Origin of the sequence: Selenomonas sp. CM52, assembly GCF_000292955.1 — a bacterium.
Taxonomy (GTDB): domain Bacteria; phylum Bacillota; class Negativicutes; order Selenomonadales; family Selenomonadaceae; genus Selenomonas.
Genome location: NZ_ALNM01000013.1, coordinates 103520 through 122407, shown reverse-complemented (window position 1 = coordinate 122407; position 18888 = coordinate 103520). Strand labels below are relative to the sequence as shown.

At 58.3% G+C, this 18888-nt stretch carries 13 protein-coding genes; 2 read left to right on the top strand and 11 right to left on the bottom strand.

Features of this window, described 5'->3' with window-relative positions:
* Window positions 1–558: 558 nt before the first annotated feature.
* From HMPREF1153_RS03310 to HMPREF1153_RS03285, 7 genes are all read right to left on the bottom strand, one after another.
* On the bottom strand, window positions 559–861 hold the full coding sequence (locus tag HMPREF1153_RS03310; RefSeq protein ID WP_009645460.1) for an HMA2 domain-containing protein: 303 nt from the start codon (window positions 859–861) through the stop codon (window positions 559–561).
* A gap of 1 nt (window position 862) precedes the next feature.
* Window positions 863–1066 (bottom strand): hypothetical protein, encoded by a 204-nt coding sequence (locus HMPREF1153_RS03305; RefSeq protein ID WP_009645429.1) that lies wholly within the window; start codon window positions 1064–1066, stop codon window positions 863–865.
* 230 nt (window positions 1067–1296) lie between these two features.
* Window positions 1297–1464, bottom strand: coding sequence for a hypothetical protein (locus HMPREF1153_RS12640; protein ID WP_009645496.1), 168 nt, complete (start codon window positions 1462–1464; stop codon window positions 1297–1299).
* Window positions 1451–2020, bottom strand: coding sequence for a hypothetical protein (locus HMPREF1153_RS03300; protein WP_009645465.1), 570 nt, complete (start codon window positions 2018–2020; stop codon window positions 1451–1453). Before HMPREF1153_RS03300 ends, HMPREF1153_RS12640 begins: the two co-directional genes overlap by 14 nt.
* Before the next feature lie 73 nt (window positions 2021–2093).
* Entirely contained in the window at window positions 2094–4058 is a 1965-nt protein-coding gene (locus tag HMPREF1153_RS03295; protein WP_009645426.1) for a methyl-accepting chemotaxis protein, read from the bottom strand.
* A 469-nt stretch (window positions 4059–4527) separates the two neighbouring features.
* Window positions 4528–6495 carry a methyl-accepting chemotaxis protein gene (locus tag HMPREF1153_RS03290; RefSeq protein ID WP_009645508.1) on the bottom strand — a complete coding sequence of 656 codons (1968 nt, stop codon included), beginning with the start codon at window positions 6493–6495 and terminating at the stop codon, window positions 4528–4530.
* 299 nt (window positions 6496–6794) lie between these two features.
* Window positions 6795–7262, bottom strand: coding sequence for an NUDIX hydrolase (locus HMPREF1153_RS03285; RefSeq protein WP_037369658.1), 468 nt, complete (start codon window positions 7260–7262; stop codon window positions 6795–6797).
* A gap of 330 nt (window positions 7263–7592) precedes the next feature.
* On the opposite strand from HMPREF1153_RS03285, the gene HMPREF1153_RS03280 reads away from it, so the two are divergent.
* Window positions 7593–12710, top strand: a complete 5118-nt coding sequence (locus HMPREF1153_RS03280; protein WP_009645422.1) for an autotransporter outer membrane beta-barrel domain-containing protein — start codon at window positions 7593–7595, stop codon at window positions 12708–12710.
* 95 nt (window positions 12711–12805) lie between these two features.
* Here HMPREF1153_RS03280 and HMPREF1153_RS03275 read toward each other — a convergent pair whose 3' ends face one another.
* The 3 genes from HMPREF1153_RS03275 to fumC all read right to left on the bottom strand — a co-directional run bounded on the left by HMPREF1153_RS03275 (window position 12806) and on the right by fumC (window position 17385).
* Window positions 12806–14773 carry a methyl-accepting chemotaxis protein gene (locus HMPREF1153_RS03275; RefSeq protein ID WP_009645506.1) on the bottom strand — a complete coding sequence of 656 codons (1968 nt, stop codon included), beginning with the start codon at window positions 14771–14773 and terminating at the stop codon, window positions 12806–12808.
* Between the two features lie 389 nt (window positions 14774–15162).
* Window positions 15163–16020, bottom strand: coding sequence for a class I SAM-dependent methyltransferase (locus HMPREF1153_RS03270; RefSeq protein ID WP_009645472.1), 858 nt, complete (start codon window positions 16018–16020; stop codon window positions 15163–15165).
* Window positions 16021–17385, bottom strand: a complete 1365-nt coding sequence (fumC, locus tag HMPREF1153_RS03265) for a class II fumarate hydratase (RefSeq protein ID WP_009645498.1) — start codon at window positions 17383–17385, stop codon at window positions 16021–16023. It lies immediately after the preceding gene.
* A gap of 391 nt (window positions 17386–17776) precedes the next feature.
* Here fumC and HMPREF1153_RS03260 point away from each other — a divergent pair, with 391 nt between their 5' ends.
* Window positions 17777–18583: a class I SAM-dependent methyltransferase gene (locus tag HMPREF1153_RS03260; RefSeq protein ID WP_009645495.1), complete on the top strand. Its 807-nt coding sequence runs from the start codon at window positions 17777–17779 to the stop codon at window positions 18581–18583.
* 137 nt (window positions 18584–18720) lie between these two features.
* Here the strand turns inward: HMPREF1153_RS03260 and HMPREF1153_RS12250 are convergent, their stop codons facing one another.
* Complete coding sequence (locus tag HMPREF1153_RS12250; protein ID WP_009645499.1) at window positions 18721–18885, bottom strand: FeoB-associated Cys-rich membrane protein; 165 nt, start codon at window positions 18883–18885, stop codon at window positions 18721–18723.
* Window positions 18886–18888 lie beyond the last annotated feature (3 nt).

Genomic DNA, 18888 nt, shown 5'->3' with positions numbered 1-18888 from the left:
ACCGGGCTGGAGTGCAGCGACCATGCTTTTGCCCTTGGAGACATCAATACCGACAGCGTTCATGTGAATCCCTCCAAAACAATAGATTTGTAGCAATGGTAAACCAAACTCCTCATTGCCGATTCGATCTATTGAGGGTTGACACGAACGTGCAGAAGCGCAGTTCTACCTGCATAAAACGAACTGCTGGGAATGGGAGGATGGATGACGGACTTAATTGCGGACGTAATGTTCCAGGAATCACGCGTCAGACCAATGCACTCTCATTCTACAGCTTAGGTAATGAGGTAGACAAGGAGCGGTCGCGTACCGCTTCCCTGATCTATAAATCTATTGTAATAGGAATCACTGATAAATTCAGCTACCCATCTTCACACATCTACACTGTCCTCTCGTCGTCGACAAATCCTCGACGTAGCCACTGCTACGCCTGCGGTTTGTCTCCTAGACAGGAACAGCGTATCTGTGCAAATCTGGGCAACCTCATTTTATCAGCGCTTCCTAAAAAAATCCGCCCGTCTCGCTGTCCGATACAGCGGGGCAGGCGGATTTTTCCGCTCATTTGCGATTCTTCGCGTGCTCCTTGATGTACGCTTCCGCACGCGTCAGCTCCTCGTTCGTATGGAGAAGCTGCGGCGTGTACTTGATGAGGATCGAGCCTGTCGCCGTGCTCGTCTCCACCTCGCTCAGCTCCGAATACGAGCGAAGGTACGCCAGAAGTTCCTTCTCCACCTTGGGGCTGCCGACGAGCATCTTGCTGTGCAGCCGTATGCGCCCGGGGATATAGGACGAAACCTCGACGGAACGCAGGAAGAGCTCGAACTTGTTCGTTGGTATGCCCAACGCCGAGAGAATGCCCATCTTACGCCTGCTGCGCCTCGATCAGAGCCTCGATCTCCGCCTTCTGCTGCAGAAGCTCTTCGAGCGATGCCTGCGGCAGTGCGGCAGCAGCCGCCTTCTTCGCCGCGCAGCGCTTCTGCACGCAGCGATAGCCGAGCGCACCCGCCACGATGCCCGCAACGAGACCCACCCAGAAAATCGGCTTGCCAAATCCAAGATCACCCATGATGTTACCTCCATATATCCTTTGATTTCCTTGAGGAACGAAGCGGCAAACGCCTCCTCGCAGGAGGCGATCCGCCCCGTGAGCAGACCGCGTCCATATCCTCGCATTTCCGCTTATTATAAGCGCAGAATCCGTCCCTGTCAAGTGCCGCAAAGCCTTTATTTTCAAGGCTTTGAGCGATTTTCATCCTCATCGTACGAAGGAAATTTCATCTGCCTGCGGCTGATCTTTCATGCTTCGCGGTACAGGATAGGAACAGCCTCTTTCGGTGCGGTTTCTACAGTCATTGCCTGCTTCAAATCAAGCGGCTGCTTTTCCTGCATCATCTGTTTCACCATCTCGTCAAGCTCTTCGCGTGTTGCTTGATCCTTGATTTGCGGAAGTTCAACCTTCAACATAAGCAAACCCTCCTTTGCTGCACTCTTTTAAAAATCGCCTGACCGTTGCATGATGTCCGATTTCACCGCCTTGATAGCGGCAATATACAGCATTGAATATCTCTTTTGCCGTGTCATATTCAAAAGAGACCGTCTTGCACAATATATGAACATCTCCTTGATTCGTCACCACAGACATCATCTTGACCTGTGCATAACGAAGCAAGGTCACGATATCCGGCAAGGAAAAATTGTTTGTGCTGGGATGATTATGCAAAAGCAGAATCTCCTGCGGCTCTGCCGAAGCAAAGATTCCATATGCCTCCGGTGACTTTCTGAGATCGACCGAAAACTCATCCCCCAACACCATGGCTCGGCGCACTTGCTTGAACGAAACTACCGACAACACTTCGTTGCTGTGGTTCTTTTCCTTTGCCACACGCAGCAACGTTCTATGCTCAGCAGCAACAGTCTCACATTCAACTTGCGTAAACTCCGGAACTTGCACAAGCGGAACCTTGTTCAGCGCCACATCCGTGATCATGATTTTTCTGTCGCGCTTTTTTGCCTGCTCCAAACCGCTTCCACCTCTTACAGTCATTCTAACATTTTACATGCAGGGCTTCAAGGGAATTTGGAGCAAGCCCTCATCACAGGCGGAACTTTTCCACGCCCGCCTGCAGACGTTCGGCGAGGTCGGCGAGCGTCTGGCTGGCGGCGGCGATTTCCTCGTTCGATGCCGCCTGCTCTTCCGATACGGCGGAGACGTCCGTCGCTTTCTGCTGCACCGTATGCGAGACGTCGTTGATCTTCTGCACGGAAGCCGTCGTCTCGCTGCAGTCGGCCTGCACCTTCTCGCTGATCTCGACGATGCTCTCTATGCTCGTTTCCAGCTCCGCCACGAGATCCATGATGCGATGGAATTTCTCTCCCGCTTCCTTGACCTGCCCGACGTTCTCACGCACCTCGCCCTGCTGATTCTTCGTGAGTTCAAAGACATGCTCGATCTCCTCGGAGTTCTTCTGTATGACGCCGCTGATTTCCTTCGCCGCCGCTTCGGACTCTTCGGCAAGCTTTCGAACCTCTTCGGCGACGACGGCGAATCCCTTGCCCTGCTCGCCTGCGCGCGCCGCCTCAATGGCGGCATTGAGGGCGAGGAGCTTCGTCTGCCCTGCGATCGAGGTGATGACCTCGTTGATCTCCGCGATGTTCTTCGAACCGTCGTAAAGCTTTTCGACCGCCGCGCTCGCCGTCGCCGCGCTCTTGGCAAGACCCTCGACGCCCTCGATGGCAAGGTCGAGCTTCTCGTCGCCTTCCTGCGTCGCTTCGCCCGTCAGGTTCACGGCGCGCTTCGCCGTGCTGACCGCCTCCGAGATCGTCTTCATCTGCTGGTTGACGCCCGTGACCTTCTGCGTCGCGGCATTGACAATCCCGCTCTGGTTTGCGCTCTCTTCGGCGATGATGCAGACGGCTTCGGCGGCGGACTGCGCCGCCGTCGCCGTCTGTGCAGCGCTCGCCGTCAGTTCCTCGCTCGACGCGGCCACCTGCTCGGCGGCTGCCTTCGTCGACTTGACCGTCGTCTGCAGGCCTTCGAGCATATCGCGGCAGCTGTTCTGCAGCGTGCCAATCTCATCGCTGCGGTCGCTCTTCGTCAGATGTGCCGTGAGATCACCGTCTGCAATCTTTTCCATCAGTCCCGAAAGAGCGCCGATCGGCGTTGTCACCGACGTCAAAAGGACATAAGTGATGCCCAGCAAAAGCGTGAGCGCTATGGCGCAGATCGCGAGCAGCGCCCAGCTCATGTGCGCAGCCGCCGCGTTCGCCTCGGATACCGGCAGAGCCACGAGGAGCGTCCAGCCCGTCTCCCCCACAGGCACGGCGGAATAGAACTTCTGCACGCCCTGATATTCCGTTTCGATCTGCTCGGGCTTTCCCGTCGTCAATCTGGCGGCAAAGTCCTTGTAAGCACCGCCGTCAATCTCATTGAACTTATCCTCGACCGAATACTTCGGATGATAGATGTACTCGGTATCGGGGCCGAGGACGACGATCGATCCGGTCTCGCCGACCTTGACGTCCTTGAGCAGATTTCCCACCGGTTCAAGCGATATGCCGACGCAGAGGACGCCGCGCACTGCGCCGTTCTGCACGATCGCGCGGCTCAGACTGATGACCGGATCGCCCTTGACCGATTTGAACGGCTTCGAGATGATGAGTTTTCCCGGCTGCGCCGCCGCCTCCTTGTACCACGCGCGCGTCCTCGGGTCGTAGCCCGCGCCAAGCGAACTTGACGCCACATAGGAGCCGTCCGCATTCCCGAAGACGGCGCTGTCAACGCCGTCGAGCTTGGCGATATCGCGCACGGCCTCCTGCATCGCGGCGCCTTCGGGCATACTCTCCGTCCAGTTCATGCAAGTCGTATTGACGGCGACGCGCGCCGACTCAACGATCGTGACGATGGCATTCGCATAGCGCGAGCCAAGCTCGCTCATGCTCCTCTGTTTGGATGTCGACAAGGCGTCCGTCGCCATCGTATTGATGACGAATCCCATGACGACGAATACGATGAGAAGCGGCACGCCGATCCCCGTGAGCATTTTCCCTTTCAGCTTCATAATGAACCTCCCAGCCTAGCTTCTATGAACACATATACACCCCATGAGCACACCCTTCCTCTATTGCTCCGACAGCAGCGGACAAACAACGCGAAGGCGCATACCACAAAGAGATTTCCCCTCTGTGTTTTGTCATTCGCCATCCATGCGACTTTTTCCTTCTTCTCGCTAGTAAAAAAGTCATTTATTTTACGACTTATGGGGGGGTGGGGTACGATGAGCCTATAAAAACTTATGCACATGATGTGTATTTCTCTTATATTCTCTGTCTTTGGAATGTCTGTTCCGAAAAAGTCCCCCTCTTGATTTTGTAGTAATTATAGGTATTTATACCTATTTTTACTAAACAAAAAAGAAAGGGAGGATCGCAAGGATGCGTCCTCCCCCTCTTTTTCCCTTATTCTTGTTTTGTGCATATCCCGCATATATGGACAAAATTCCCTTTCAGGAAGTTTATCGTGAACAAATATTAAAGGCGGAATGCCTGTACGCTGTTCTGCAGCTCTATGGCAAGGCTCGCGAGCGTCTGGCTGGCGGCGGCAATCTCCTCCGTCGAGGCCGCCTGCTCCTGCGAGGCAGCGGATACATCGGACGCCTTCTTGTGAATCTTGTGCGAGACATCGTTGATTCGCTGCGCCGACGCCGTCGTTGCATCGCAGTCCGCCTGCACCTTGCGGCTGATGTCGACGATGCGCACGATGGCCGCTTCCAGATCGCCGACAAGATCCATGATGCGATGGAACTTCTCGCCCGCCGCCTTGACCTGCCCGACGTTCTCGCGCACCTCTTCCTGCTGCGCCTTCGTCAGCGCGAAGACCTGCTCGATCTCTTCGGCGTTCTGCGCGATGACGCCGCTGATCTCCTGCGCCGCCGCCGCCGACTCCTCGGCGAGCTTTCGGACCTCCTGGGCGACGATGGCGAATCCCTTGCCCTGCTCACCGGCGCGCGCCGCCTCGATAGCGGCATTGAGGGCGAGGAGTTTCGTCTGCCCCGCGATATTCGTGATGAGTTCGTTGATCTCCGCGATGTTCTTCGAGCCGGCATAGAGCTTCTCGACGGCCGCGCCCGTCTTCACCGAGCCGTCCGCGAGTCCCTCGACGCCAGCGATGGCCTGATCGAGCATCGCGTCGCCTTCCTTCGTCGCCTCTCCCGTCGACGCGACCGCCTGCCCGGCCTCCGCAATCGCCTGCGAGATCGTCTTCATCTGTTCGTCGACGTCCACGAGCTTCTCCGCCGTCTCCTCAACGATCCGACTCTGTGCAGCGCTTTGGTTGGCGATGTCCGTGACAGCCTCAGCAGAAACTTGCGAGACCTGCGCCGTCTGTCCGGCGTTCAGCGAAAGCTCCTCGCTCGCCTGCGACACCTGCCCCGCCGCTTTGCGCGTCGAACTGACCGTGCGCTTCAGTCCTTCGAGCATCGTGCGGCAGCTCGTCTGCAGTGTGCCGATCTCATCGCGGCGCACGTCGGAGGAAAGCTGCATCGTCAAGTCGCCTGCCGCGACCTTCTCCATCAGAGAGGACAGCAGCCCGAGCGGCGTGATCGCCGAAGTCAGCAGGACGTAGGTGACGCCCAGGATGAGCGCGAGCGCGACGATGCAGATGACGAGCAGTGCCAGTTCCATCTGTGTGACGGCAGCGTTCGCCTCGGAAACCGGCAGAGCCACGAGAGCCGTCCAGCCTGTCTCGCCGATCGGCACACCCGCGTAAAACTTCGCCTCGCCCTGATACTCCGCTTCAAGCTGCACAGGAGTCCCCGACGTAAGCTTCTCCGCGATCTCCTTGTAAGCGCCGCCGTCGATCTCCTTGAACTTGTCCGCGAGCGTGTACGTCGAATGATGAATGTATTCCGTATCAGGGCCAAGGATGACCAGTGCGCCCGTCTTGCCGACCTTCACATCTTTGACTACCTCGCGCGCGGCATCAAGCTCGATATTGATGGAGAGCACGCCGATGAGTGCGCCGTTTCGCACGATGGCGCGGCTGAGCGTCACGACGGTCTTGCCGTCGGAAGCTGCTGTCGTCGGCTTCGACATCACCGCCTTGTCCGGGTTCGCCGCCGAAGCCTTGTACCACTGGCGCGTGCGCGGATCGTAGCCCGCCGGGAAGTGCTTGCTCGTCTCATAGCTGCCGTCCGGCCTGCCGATATAGGCAGAGGCAACGCCCGGCAGATCCGCGATATGGGTGAGCGTCGCCTTCAGCGCCTCGCCCTCGGGCATCGACTCGCCCCAGGCGGCCGCCGTCGCATTGACCACGGCGGTATCAGCGACGACGATCTTGTCAATCTCGTTCGCATAGTGCTCGCCAAGCTCGTACATGCTCTTCTGCTTGGACGCCGTCAGCGCCGAACTCGCCATCATGTTGATGGCGACGCCCATGATGATGAAAATCACGACGAGCGGCACACCGATCCCAAAAAGCATCTTGGGTTTTAATTTCATACAATTCATCCCTGTCCTTTCTTCCCCATTCCCTGGATATTCCTTTAATCAAACCCTAACTTCCTAAGAATACCCCCTACGCCGTTCTTTAGTCCTCAATATTCGTAAAATCGGCTCATTTTCCTGCCTCATTTTCCTGAGAATTTTCTTAATAAACATGAAATAGAAAATTTATCCCATCCTCTCCGCTACTTTTGTCGAATGAAAATCATTCATTTAGGAGAGCTTCTCCTATTTTCTTCCAATTAATAGCCAGTATTTTCCATTTTATCTCCTTATTTCTCCTCTTTTCCCTTTCATCACGCATAGCGATGCAGGCGATGCTCAAGAAGCCTTCCCGCCCCATCGTAGACAAGCTTCAATGTGAAAAACGGTGCATCTTGCGCCAGGAGGCGCAGGAAGATGCGGTCGCCCTCCCAAAGTTCCAGACTTTCTATGCGCTCCTTCTCCACCCATGCGAGTTCCCCCTCGTCGCAAGAGATCGGCTCGCCCGTGAAGCGATCCGCCGTGAAGAGATGCATGTACTCCGTCACCCCGTCGCCCGAAACGAACGTGACGAGCGCACGGAACTGCCAGCGGACGAGCCGATATCCCGTCTCCTCCTCCACCTCGCGCAGCAGGCATTCCTCGGGCGACTCGTCCGCCTCGAAGTGACCGCCGACGCCGATCCACTTGCCGTGATTGACGTCGTTCTCCTTGATTGTGCGATGCAGCATCAGATACTCGCCCTCGCGCTCGATATAGCAAAGCGTGCTCATTCTTTCCATGAATTGCTTCTCCCTCTCCAATAAGTCTTCATTCAAATCCGCCTCGCATTATAGCACCAAAGGACTGGGCTGAAAACAAGAAAAATCTTCCTTTTCTCTCTATATTGTTAGAAGGAGCAAAGCGCCGCAGAAATCATCCTCATTTATTTTTAGAAAAACAGAAAGATTATAGACAAACAACTAGGAAAATGGTATCATAATATCCGAGCAATACCGCACACCGAAACGAACGTTTCGGTGTGCGGTACTTGTCCATCTGGGTATGTGGGATGGTAAGGAGAAAGAAGCAGCTGGCTATCGCTTCTTGAAGACACAAGGAGGGATTGTTTCGTGTTTATGAAGAAAACTGCAGGAAAACGGCTTTCCTTTTTGGTGACACTGGCACTGTCTGCAGGGTTGGGAACAGCCGTCCAGCCGCCGTCGGCATGCGCGGCAGAAATAAACGTCACGACCGACCGCACGGCGGACGTCGACGGCGGTGCTGCAAACGGCAACAAGGTCACGATCGGCGCAGAAGGCGGCGGCGGGCATCCCGTCATCGCGGGAAACATCATCGGCGGCAGTGCGACAGATGCGGCGAAAAACCTCGTCGACATCAAGAGCGTCCTCTTAGAATCCCCTCATGCCGTCTACGGCGGACGCGGCGCCAACTCGGCGACAGAAAACACCGTCCAAGTGACGGGCGGCACACTCAAAGGCGACATCTACGGCGGCACGACGAGCGGCGGCGGCAATGCGACGGAAAACACCGTCACCATCACAGGCGGCACGATCTCGGGCAGCATCTACGGCGGCAAGGCGGAGGGCACGGGCGCGGCGCGAAATAATCACGTCACCGTGCGCCTTGCCGATACGACGCATCAAATCAGCGGACTGATCGTCGGCGGCACGGCCGCTGCTCCGACGAGCGCGATCACGGGCAACTCGGTGACCTTCGAGAGCGGTTCAAGCGGAATACGCGGCACAGCTGTCGGCGGTCTTGCTGCGGCATCCCATACGGGCGACTTGAAAAACAACACCTTCACGCTCAAGGGCGGCGAAATTTCCATGGGCATGGGCGCAATAGCGCTGGGCGGCAACGGCACGGTCGGCGGCGACAGCGCCGCAGACGGCAACCACGCCATTGTCGAGGGCGGAAAGACGCACCTCGGCATCTATGGCGGCGCAACCGCAGGCACGGGCAAAGTGTCGTACAACACGCTCACGATCAAGGGCGGCGAAATCGAATTGGCGGGTGCCGGCGGTGTTCATCAGGCGAACTCCGGCGCCTCGCTCGTCACACACAACAGCGTCACGATCTCTGGCGGCAAGATCGACGGTTTCATCTATGGCGGCTTCAGCAAGGCCGACGGCACGGTGACAGAAAACACCGTCACGATCACAGGCGGCAAATTCACCGCTCATGTCTACGGCGGCTATGCGGACGGCACCAACGGCAAGGCGACGCACAACTGCGTGAACCTCGGCGACGCTTCGCACGACCGCCTAGCGGCCGGCACGAACCTCGAACATGCGATTCTCTACGGCGGCAACAAGACAGATGATGTGACGGGCAACACCTTGAACGTCTACGCGAAGAATGCCGTCGTCCACTCCGTGAAAAACTTCGACAAATACGTGTTTCACCTCAAGGGCGATGCAGCGAGCGCCGAGCCCATGCTGACGCTCAAGGCGGCGGACGGCTTCGGCGCTCTCGTCGATTGGGACAAGCTCAGCCTTGATACGGCAAATGCCGCCAACACGCAGGCAATCGGCAAGGCGACGCTCCTCAAGAGCGAGACAGCGAATGCACTGAAATTCAAGAACTATGCGGCAAAGAGCCAAACGAGCGGCGACTACGAAACGACGCTTCGCACCGATACGAATGCGGCGACGGCGTCATCCGTCCTCCTCGACTACAACCGCTTCCAGAACAATACGGCTGTCTACGACGGCACGACCGCCGCCACACCGCTTGCAGGCGGCACGAGCGAAATCTATGGCGGCATCTCCTACAAGGGAAATACAGCGGCAAACAACCATCTGACGATCACGGGACTGCCGTCGGGCGGCGTCACGGCGGCCTATGGCGGCAAGACCACGAGCGGTGCGGGCGGCGCGACAGGCAACCGCGTGACCGTCAGCGCGACGGACGCAGAGAAAATCGGCAGTGTCTACGGCGGCTATACCTCGGGCACGGGCGCAGTCACGGGAAACACCGTGACCTTCTCGGGCGGCGCGACGCTGCACGATCTCATGGGCGGGCGCATCGACAACGCCGCCAGCCATGCCGACGCAACAGGCAACACCGTCACCATCACGGGCGGCAGCATCGGCGGCAGCGTATACGGCGGCTATACCTCGGGCACAGGAAAGACCACGGGCAACACCGTGAATCTCGGCGACGGCACGGCTGCGACGCTCGCCGCAGGCACACATACGGAAGATACAGCACTCTACGGCGGCAGCAAGTCAGACGATGCGAGGGGCAACACCTTGAACGTTTACGTCAAGGATGCCGCCGTCAAGAGCGCAGAGAACTTTGAAAACTACACATTCCACCTGACTGACCACATCACTGCGGACAAACCTTCGAGCGGCAAGATTGACGACAGCTACACCGAAAGCCGAGGCACGATGCTCACGCTCAAGGGTGCGAGCGGGCAGGAAATCGACTGGAGCAAGGTCACCGTCGACACATCGAAACTCTCCGCCGACAAGACGCTCGGCACGCTCACGCTCATGAAGAGCGGGACAGCGGGCGCACTGAAATTCAAGAACTACGCGGCGAAAGGCTACGAGACGGGCACGACGAGCGGCGACTACGAAATCGTCCAGCGCACGGATACGAACACGGGCACGGCGAGCGCCGTCCTCATCGACGCCAACCGTTTCCGCAAGGGCAGCGTCACCTATGACGGCGTGCATGATGCCAAGACGTACGGCGGCATTTCCTACGGCGGGCATACGACGGAGAACAATGCGATCACCATCACGGGAGTCGCAGAAGGCAAGACCATCAAGTACATCTCGGGCGGGCGCACGGAAGGATCGGCGGGCGACGCCAAGAACAACACGGTGCGCATCGAAAGCACCGCATACAAAAATACCGCCCGGACTGCTGCGGGCACGGGCACGATCGAAAATGTCTACGGCGGCTTCATCGGCAGCGACAAGAATGTGGGCTGCGCCACGGGCAACACCATCGACCTCTCGGGCGGCATCGTGAAGACGATCTACGGCGGCTACACGCGCGGCACGGGAAAGACCACGGGCAACACCGTGAGATTCACGGGCGGCACGGTCACGGGCACGATCTACGGCGGCAGCGATGCCAAGGACGTGAAGGAAAACACCCTCGTTGTCAGCGGCGAGCGCACGGCCGGACAGATCGCAAACTTCGAGAAGCTCCACTTCGACGCGGACATGGCGAAGGCGAACGACACGCTCCTGACGCTCAAGGGCGGCGCGGCGACAGCGGGTCTGAACTGGCAGAAGCTCGAAGCCTCGGGATTGGACGAAAATCGTCTCAAGACGCTGACCTCACCCTTCACAGAAAAATTGTTCTCGCTCATGGAAAATGCGAAGGGACTCGACTTCGGCACGACATACGACAAGGCGAAGGAAAAGACCGTCGGCGACTATGAATACACGATTGACACGGATACGAAGGGCGCGGCAGCGCAGAAAGTTGTCGTCCGCGGCTTTCGGTTCCAGAACAACGGCGATGCCAAGTATGAAACGGGCGACAACAAGGCCGCCTGGGGCGGACGCTCACTCATCGGCAACACCGTGCAGAGGAACAAGCTGACCGTCACGGGCGGCACACTCGAAAGCGCCTACGGCGGCCTGAATGCCAAGGGGAATGTCACAGGCAGCACGCTCGTCCTCGCGGGCGGCACAGTCAAAAATGCCTACGGCGGCTTCGCCGAAAGCACAGGCAATGCGACGGCGAACATCGTCGATGTGCGAAAGGACACGCAGGCGGCAATCTGCGGCGGTCATGCCGCCCAAGGCGAAGCGTCGGACAACATCCTCCATCTAGGAGCCGTCACCATCGGTGCAGACGTCTGCGGCGGCGTCGGAAAGAAGACCGAAGGCAACATCATCAACCTCCATGGCACGAAGATCCACGGCACGGTCACGGGCGGCACAGCGCCTGTCGCCCCGGGCGGCAAGGCGAACATCCTCGCCATCCGCTCCGCCGGCACGGAGATTCATGACTTCACAGGCGTGCAGAACCTCAAGTTCTACCTGCCCGAAGGAGCGACTTCCTCCATGGCGACGATGCTCAAGCTCGGCGTCAAGGACAAGGACATCCGCGGACTCCACGTTGACGTCGACTTCTCGGGCGCAGCGAAGCGGCTGCAGCAGAACGAGACGTTCAGCCTCATGAAGCTCGCCAAAGGCGGCACGTTGACGACCGACGAGAAGATTGCAGGCGAGATCACGGGCACGCAGGGCGTATCACTCGATTACAAATTCAGCGTGCGCAAGAAGAACACGGACGAGATCATCGCCGCCATCGAAGAAACATCGCTCAAGAATGAGACGAAATCCCTCGTTGAGACGAGGGCGGCGACGACGGACGTCTTGGGCGGCGGCATGAGCCTGCTCGCCGATGCAGGCATCGCCTCCGCCGTCACAGCAGCCGCCGCAAATGTGCAGACAGGCGCCTATACATCATGGGCGGCGCAGGGCGGCTCCTCCATGCGCGTGCATTCCGGCTCCTACGTCGACACGCACGGCTACACGCTGAACGTCGGCTTCGCGCGCAAGCAGACGACAAAGGACGGCGTCCTCACCTTCGGCCCCTTCGTCGAATACGGCAGGGCGAGCTACGATTCCTACCTTGAGGATGCCGCCGCCACGCATGGCGACGGCAAGGTCAGCTACGTCGGCGCAGGCCTTCTCGCAAGACATGACAAAAAGAGCGGCTTCTACATCGAAGGCAGCGTTCGCGGCGGCCGCATCAAGAGCGACTACGCGGGCATCATTGCCAAAAAAGCCACGAGCTACGACATCTCAAATCCCTACTACGCGATTCACCTTGGCATGGGAAAGGAACGGAAGCTCCGCGCGGGAGATTCGCTTGAAACGTACCTCAAGTACTTCTACTCGCATCAAAGCGGCACAAGCGCCAAGCTCTCAACGGGAGAAGACTACAACTTCGATGCCGTCAACTCACATCGTCTGCGCCTCGGCGCTCGCTACGCGCACGACATGGGCGAAAATGGGCGCTTCTATGCGGGTCTTGCCTGGGATTATGAATTCGAAGGCGAGGCGCGCGCCACCTACCAGGGCATGACGACGCCAAGCCCGTCGCTCAAGGGCGCGAGCGCCATGCTCGAACTCGGCTACCGCTTCGCGCCGAAGAAGAGCCGCATCAGCTACGACGTCAATGTCAGCGGCTGGCAGGGCAAACGCGAAGGCTTCACAGGAAGCGTGGGCGTGAATTGGACATTTTGATGAAAGCATTTCAAGGCATAGAAAAAGAAGCTGCCGGACGGCAGCTTCTTTTTCTATGCTTGTATGCTCTTCACAGCCTTCTCTCGATCCCCGTCTCACAGTCGGAACTTCTGCACGCCTTGCTGCAGCTGCTCCGCCAGATGCGCGAGCGTCTGGCTGGCGGCGGCGATCTCCTCGGTCGAGGCCGCCTGCTCCTCCGATACGGCGGAAACGTCGGTCGCCTTCTGCTGCACCGTATGCGAGACCTCATTGATCTCCTGCACGGCGGCCGCCGTCTCGGCGCAGCTCTTCTGCACCTTCTCGCTGATCTTGACGACGGACTCGATCTCGCCCTCAAGCTCCTCGACGAGCCCCATGATGCGGCGGAACTTCTCGCCCGCTTCCTTGACCTCTCGCACATTCTCGCGCACATCGTCCTGCTGGCTCTTCGTCAGCGAGAATACATGCTCGATCTCTTCCGAGTTCTTGCCGATGACTGTGCCGATCTCCTGCGCCGCCTGCTCACTCTGCTCGGCGAGCTTTCGCACCTCGTCGGCGACGACAGCGAAGCCCTTGCCCTGCTCGCCCGCGCGCGCCGCCTCGATCGCCGCGTTGAGCGCGAGGAGTTTCGTCTGCCCTGCGATGCTCGTGATCAGCTCGTTGATCTCAGCGATGTTCTTCGATCCCTCGTAGAGCTTTTCGACCGCCGCGCTCGTCTTCGCCGAGCCGTCGGCCAGACCTTCGACGCCTCGGATCGCACCCCTGAGCTTTTCCGCGCCTTCCTGCGTCGCCTCTCCCGTCGAGGCAACCGCCTGCTGCGCCTTGTCGACCGCCGAGCGAATCGTCTTCATCTCATCGTTGACGCCCATGACCTTCTCGGTTGCATCCTCAACGATCGTACTCTGACGCGCACTTTCCTCGGCGATGACGACGACGGCTTCCGCCGCCGACTGCGCCGCGTCCGCCGACTGCGAGGAGCTTGCCGTCAATTCCTCGCTCGACTCCGACACATGGTCGGCGGCTTCCTTCGTCGTCTTGACCATCGTCTGCAGGCTCGTCATCATGTCACGGCAGCTGTTCTGCAGGGCGCCGATCTCATCGGAGCGGCTGCTCGCGGGAAGATGCGTCGTGAGGTCGCCGCCCGCGATCTTCTCCATCAGCGAGCACAGGACGCCGATCGGCGTCGTCACCGCATGGAGCAATACATAGGTGATGCCGAGAAGCAGCACGAGAGCCGCGAGGCAGATCGCGACGACGAGCATGCTCATGTGCGTGACGGCGGCATTCGCCTCGTCGCGCGGCAGGGCGATGAGCACCGTCCAGCCCGTCTCCCCGACGGGAACGCCTGCATAAAACTTCTTGCTGCCCTGATATTCGGCTTCGATCTGCTCGGGCTTGCCTGTCGTAAGCTTCGCCGCCAGATCCTTGTAAGCGCCGCCGTCGATCTCGTTGAGTCGGTCGTCCACCGTATACTTCGTGTGGTAGATGTACTCCGTCTCCGGCCCTAAGATGACGAGCGCCCCCGTCTCACCGACCTTGACGTCCCGCACGATGTCCCCGACAGCTTCGAGCGAAATATCAATGGCGGCGACGCCCTTGATCTCCCCGTTCTTCTCGATGGCACGGCTGATCGTCAAGACGGGCTTGCCCGTGGACGCCGCCTTGTACGGCTTGGATATGATCGTCTTGTCAGGAGCAGCGGCCGCCTCCTTGTACCACGGGCGCTCCCTCGGGTCGTAGCCCGCGCGGAAGGACGCGCTCGTCGCCGCGCTGCCGTCCGCCCTGCCGATATAGGCGGAGACGACGCCCGGGCGTTCCGCCATGTGCAGCAGCGCCTCGTGCAGCGCCTCGCCCTCGGGCATCGCCTCATCCCAATTCACCGTCGCCGTTTCGACAGCGACGCGGTTCATCTCCACGATCTTGTCGATGGCATTAGCATAATGCTCGCCCATCTCATACATGCTTCTCTGCTTCGACTCCGACAGCGCCGAACTTGCCATCGTGCTGATCGCGAATCCCACGATGAGGAAGACCGCAACGAGCGGGATTCCGATGCCTAAGAGCATCTTCGGTTTCAGTTTCATAAGATACCTCCTCTTTCTCTCCCAACTTTTCTTTTATTATAGAACAAAAATCTCTCTTTGCGAGAAGAAAGTTTTTTCTGATAATTCAGGCAAAACAAGAAAACTCCCTGACAGTTGATTCCAATATACATGAATTGCGATGAATCTGCATAGAAGGAAACGACTTTCTGCTGTAAAAGAAAGAAATACGAGCAATCAAAACTCCGCAGACGAATTTCATGAGTAATTTCTAACAATATTTAAAGGACGTTTGCCCCATGTCGCTTGCGTGCAAAATATGCACGCAGCACCCGCCTATCGGGCATCGTGCGCCGCCCCTCCTGCAAAAAAGGCTGCGCACGAGTCGAACCGACTCATGCACAGCCTTCCACTTCTCTGTTACGACGACTTCACTTCCTGCCGACAAGCAGCTTGGAGGCGCTGCAGCACATGAAGCGCGCCTCTCCTTGACTCATGAACATGCCCTTGGCCGTGTCGAGAAGTTTGACCTCCTCGTAGCCCTCATCCTTCAGCTTGGCGGCGAACGCTTCCATATCGCCATACTTGCCGCGCTCCATAATGTCATGAATCGCGAAGACGCCGCCCTTCTTCAGGACGCGAAGTGTCTCTTCGAGCATCGTCTGCCCCGAGACCTTCGGGATGTTGTGATAAACGTAGTTGCTCGTCACCGCATCGAAACTCTCATCGGGAAAATCGAGCTTGAGGGCATCGCCCGGGCGGAACTCCACATTCGTCACGCCCTCAGCTGCCGCGTTCTCCTCGCAGATCCGCTGGCTGAACGAAGCGTAGACGCCGCGCCAGAGGTCGACGCCGATCGCCTGGCACGCGGGATTTCCCTTCGCGCAGGCGATCGTCAGAGCGCCGCTGCCGCAGCCGACGTCGAGGATGCGCCCGCCTGCGGGAAGCTTGACAAATGCCGCCGTCCCCTCGACAATCTGCCGCGCCAACTGCCGCTTGCCGTCGTAAGAAAACATGCGGTAGAGGGCGCAGAACCAAACTGTGAGGAGCGTCGAAGCGATTGCTGCAAGCGCGAGAAAGCCGTCTAGGGCAAGCCACGCGTCCGCACGCGGCAAAAGAGCGAATGCGAGCGCGAAGAAGGCCCAGAATAGGACAGCGGCCAGGAGAGCCGCCGCAATCATGCGGCGCGGCAGCCAGTTCTTGTAGTTCGGCTTTCTGCCCGTGCCGTCCTCGGGCGATTTCTCCGCGCCCGCTTCCGGTACGGCCGGACTCTTGCCGACATCCGTCACTTAGACCATCTCCTCGGGATGGAATACCTCGTCGAACTTCTCAGGCGCGAGGAAGCCGAGCGCGACGCACGCCTCCTTGAGCGAGATGTTCTCCTCGTACGCCTTGTGCGCCGTCTTCGCCGCCTTCTCGTAGCCGATGACAGGATTCAGAGCCGTCACGAGCATCAGCGAGCGGTGCAGATTCTCATGCATCTTCTCCTTGTTCGCCTTGATGCCCGATACGCAGCGCTCATCGAAGGAACGCAGGGAATCCGCCAGGAGGCGCACCGACTGCAGGAAGTTGTAGATCGTCACGGGCATGTAGACGTTCAGCTCGAAATTGCCCTGCGAAGCCGCGATGGCGACAGCCGCATCGTTCGCCATGACCTGCACCGCCACCATCGTCGCCGACTCGCACTGCGTCGGATTGACCTTGCCCGGCATGATGGAGCTTCCCGGCTCGTTCGACGGGATCGTGATCTCGCCAAGGCCGCAGCGCGGGCCGCTCGCGAGCCAGCGCACATCGTTGGCGATCTTCATGAGATTCGTCGCCAGCCCCTTCAAGGCGCCGTGCGCGAAGACCATCTCATCCTTCGCCGAGAGCGCGTGGAACTTGTTCGGCGCTGTACGGAAATCGAGTCCCGTGATGTCGCTGACGACGCGTGCGACTTCCTCGGCAAAGCCCTCGGGCGCATTGAGTCCCGTGCCGACCGCCGTGCCGCCCAAGGCCAGCTCCTTCAAGAACGGCAGCGTCGCCTCGATCTGTGCACGCGACTCCTTGAGCATGGCGAGCCAGCCGCTGATCTCCTGCGTGAAGGAAATGGGCACGGCATCCTGCAAATGCGTCCTGCCCGTCTTGACGATTCCTTCATTCTCCTTCATCAAACGCTCGAAGGTCGAGGCGAGCTTGTCGATCGACGGCAGGAGCTTGTCCTCGATGGCGACGACGGCGGCGATGTGCATTGCCGTCGGGAACGTGTCGTTCGAGCTTTGCGACATATTGCAATGGTCGTTCGGATGCAGAAGCTTCTCGCCCGCAATCTCATTGCCGCGATTCGCCAGCACCTCGTTGACGTTCATGTTCGACTGCGTGCCGCTGCCCGTCTGCCACACGGCGAGCGGGAAGTGCCCGTCCAGATCACCCGCGAGGATTTCGTCCGCCGCCTTCGCGATGGCGTCACGGCGCTTCTCGTCGAGCCGCCCGAGCGTCGCGTTGGCAAACGCCGCCGACTTCTTCAAGATGGCAAAGGCGCGGATGATCTCCTTCGGCATCTTTTCCGTGCCGATGGGGAAATTCTCGAAGCTCCTCTGCGTCTGTGCCCCCCAATAGCGATCCTTCGGTACGCGAACCTCTCCGAGAGAATCATGCTCGATCTTGTACTCCATAAACGTCTCCTCCTTCATCTGCAAGCTACACGCACAAACGTCCACTTTGTGGACATTGTGCGCTGCCCTTAATGAAAGTTACCCAATCAGTCTGCGCCCTTCGGGCTTGACTTCTTGGACTTTCATAGTAAAAACTCCCGTCCGCAAGTGGAAAGAAAAGCGCCGGAATTTTTCCGACGCTTTTAGTGTAACATATATGAAAATATTTTTCAATAATGTTTTATGAGGAATGAATATCATACTTCTGCATCGCCACTTCCGCACGGTTCTCCAATCCGAGTTTATGCTTCCGTACAAGCATGAGTATTCACCCTTGACATAGATGAACAAGCATCATAATATGTTTGTAGATATTGAGATTATATATCAATTATTCATAAGGAGGCCTTTCATGAAAACAAAGCTCAGCGGTGTAGCGGAAACCTTGCTCATTCCCCTGTGGGCGCGAGCAGAAGAAACGAAGCGCTCAGACGCCTTGATCCGAGACGATTTCGCCGTGCGGCTCGTCGAGCAGATCGACTACGACTTCGCCAAGTTCGCCCGCGCCAAGCACTCGCAAACGGGAGTCGCCGTGCGCAGCTACATCCTCGACCATGAAACAAAGGCATTCATCGAAAAGCAGCCCGATGCGGTATGCATCAATCTCGCCTGCGGTCTCGACACCCGCTTCTACCGCATCGACAACGGACAGATTGATTGGTACAACCTCGACCTGCCCGATGTCATGGAACTGCGCCAAAACTTACTCGCAGAAGAAGGCGCGCGCATTCACAATCTCGCCGCCTCCGTCTTCGATTCCGGCTGGCTAGAAAAAATCGAGCACGAAGGTCGCCCCGTCCTCATCCTCCTGGAAGGCGCGGCCATGTACTTCAGCGAACAAGAGATGCGCAGTCTCTTCGCCATGCTCGCCGAGGCCTTTGCCGATGCTTCCATGCTCATCGAAATCATGCCGCCTTTTCTCATCGGTCAGCAAAAGCGCCACGATTCCGTAGATACGCAGAAAGCGCCCTTTCAATGGGGCGTAAAAAGCGGCAAGGAGATAGAGAAACTCCATCCTGCCATCGCCTTTCTCAAAGAGCGAACCCTATACGAAGGATTCCGCTGCCGCTGGGGCTTGTTCGGCCTCCTCTCCGTGATTCCTTGGTGGAACAAGAACTGCAACGACAAGATTACCTGCCTTCATTTCGCAGCCCGCTGAATCGCCGCGGGATGTCTTGAAAAAGCCTGCGGTAACGCTTCGTATATTTTTACGACTCCTCCAAACATACGATAAACAATTCGCTCGAACAAGAAAAGCGCCGAGAATCTCTCGACGCTTTTCTTATATCCATCGGTTTACTTTTCCTGCCCCGTGCTGCAGCCGCCGCCGCAGCCTCCGCAGCCGCCGCTGCAGCTTCCGCCGCAGCAGTCTTCCTTGCCCGCCTTCACATTGTGATAGACGTGGCGCAGCGCGAAGAAGAGCAGGACGGCGACAATTGCGCCGACAATGATGCTTGCCATGGC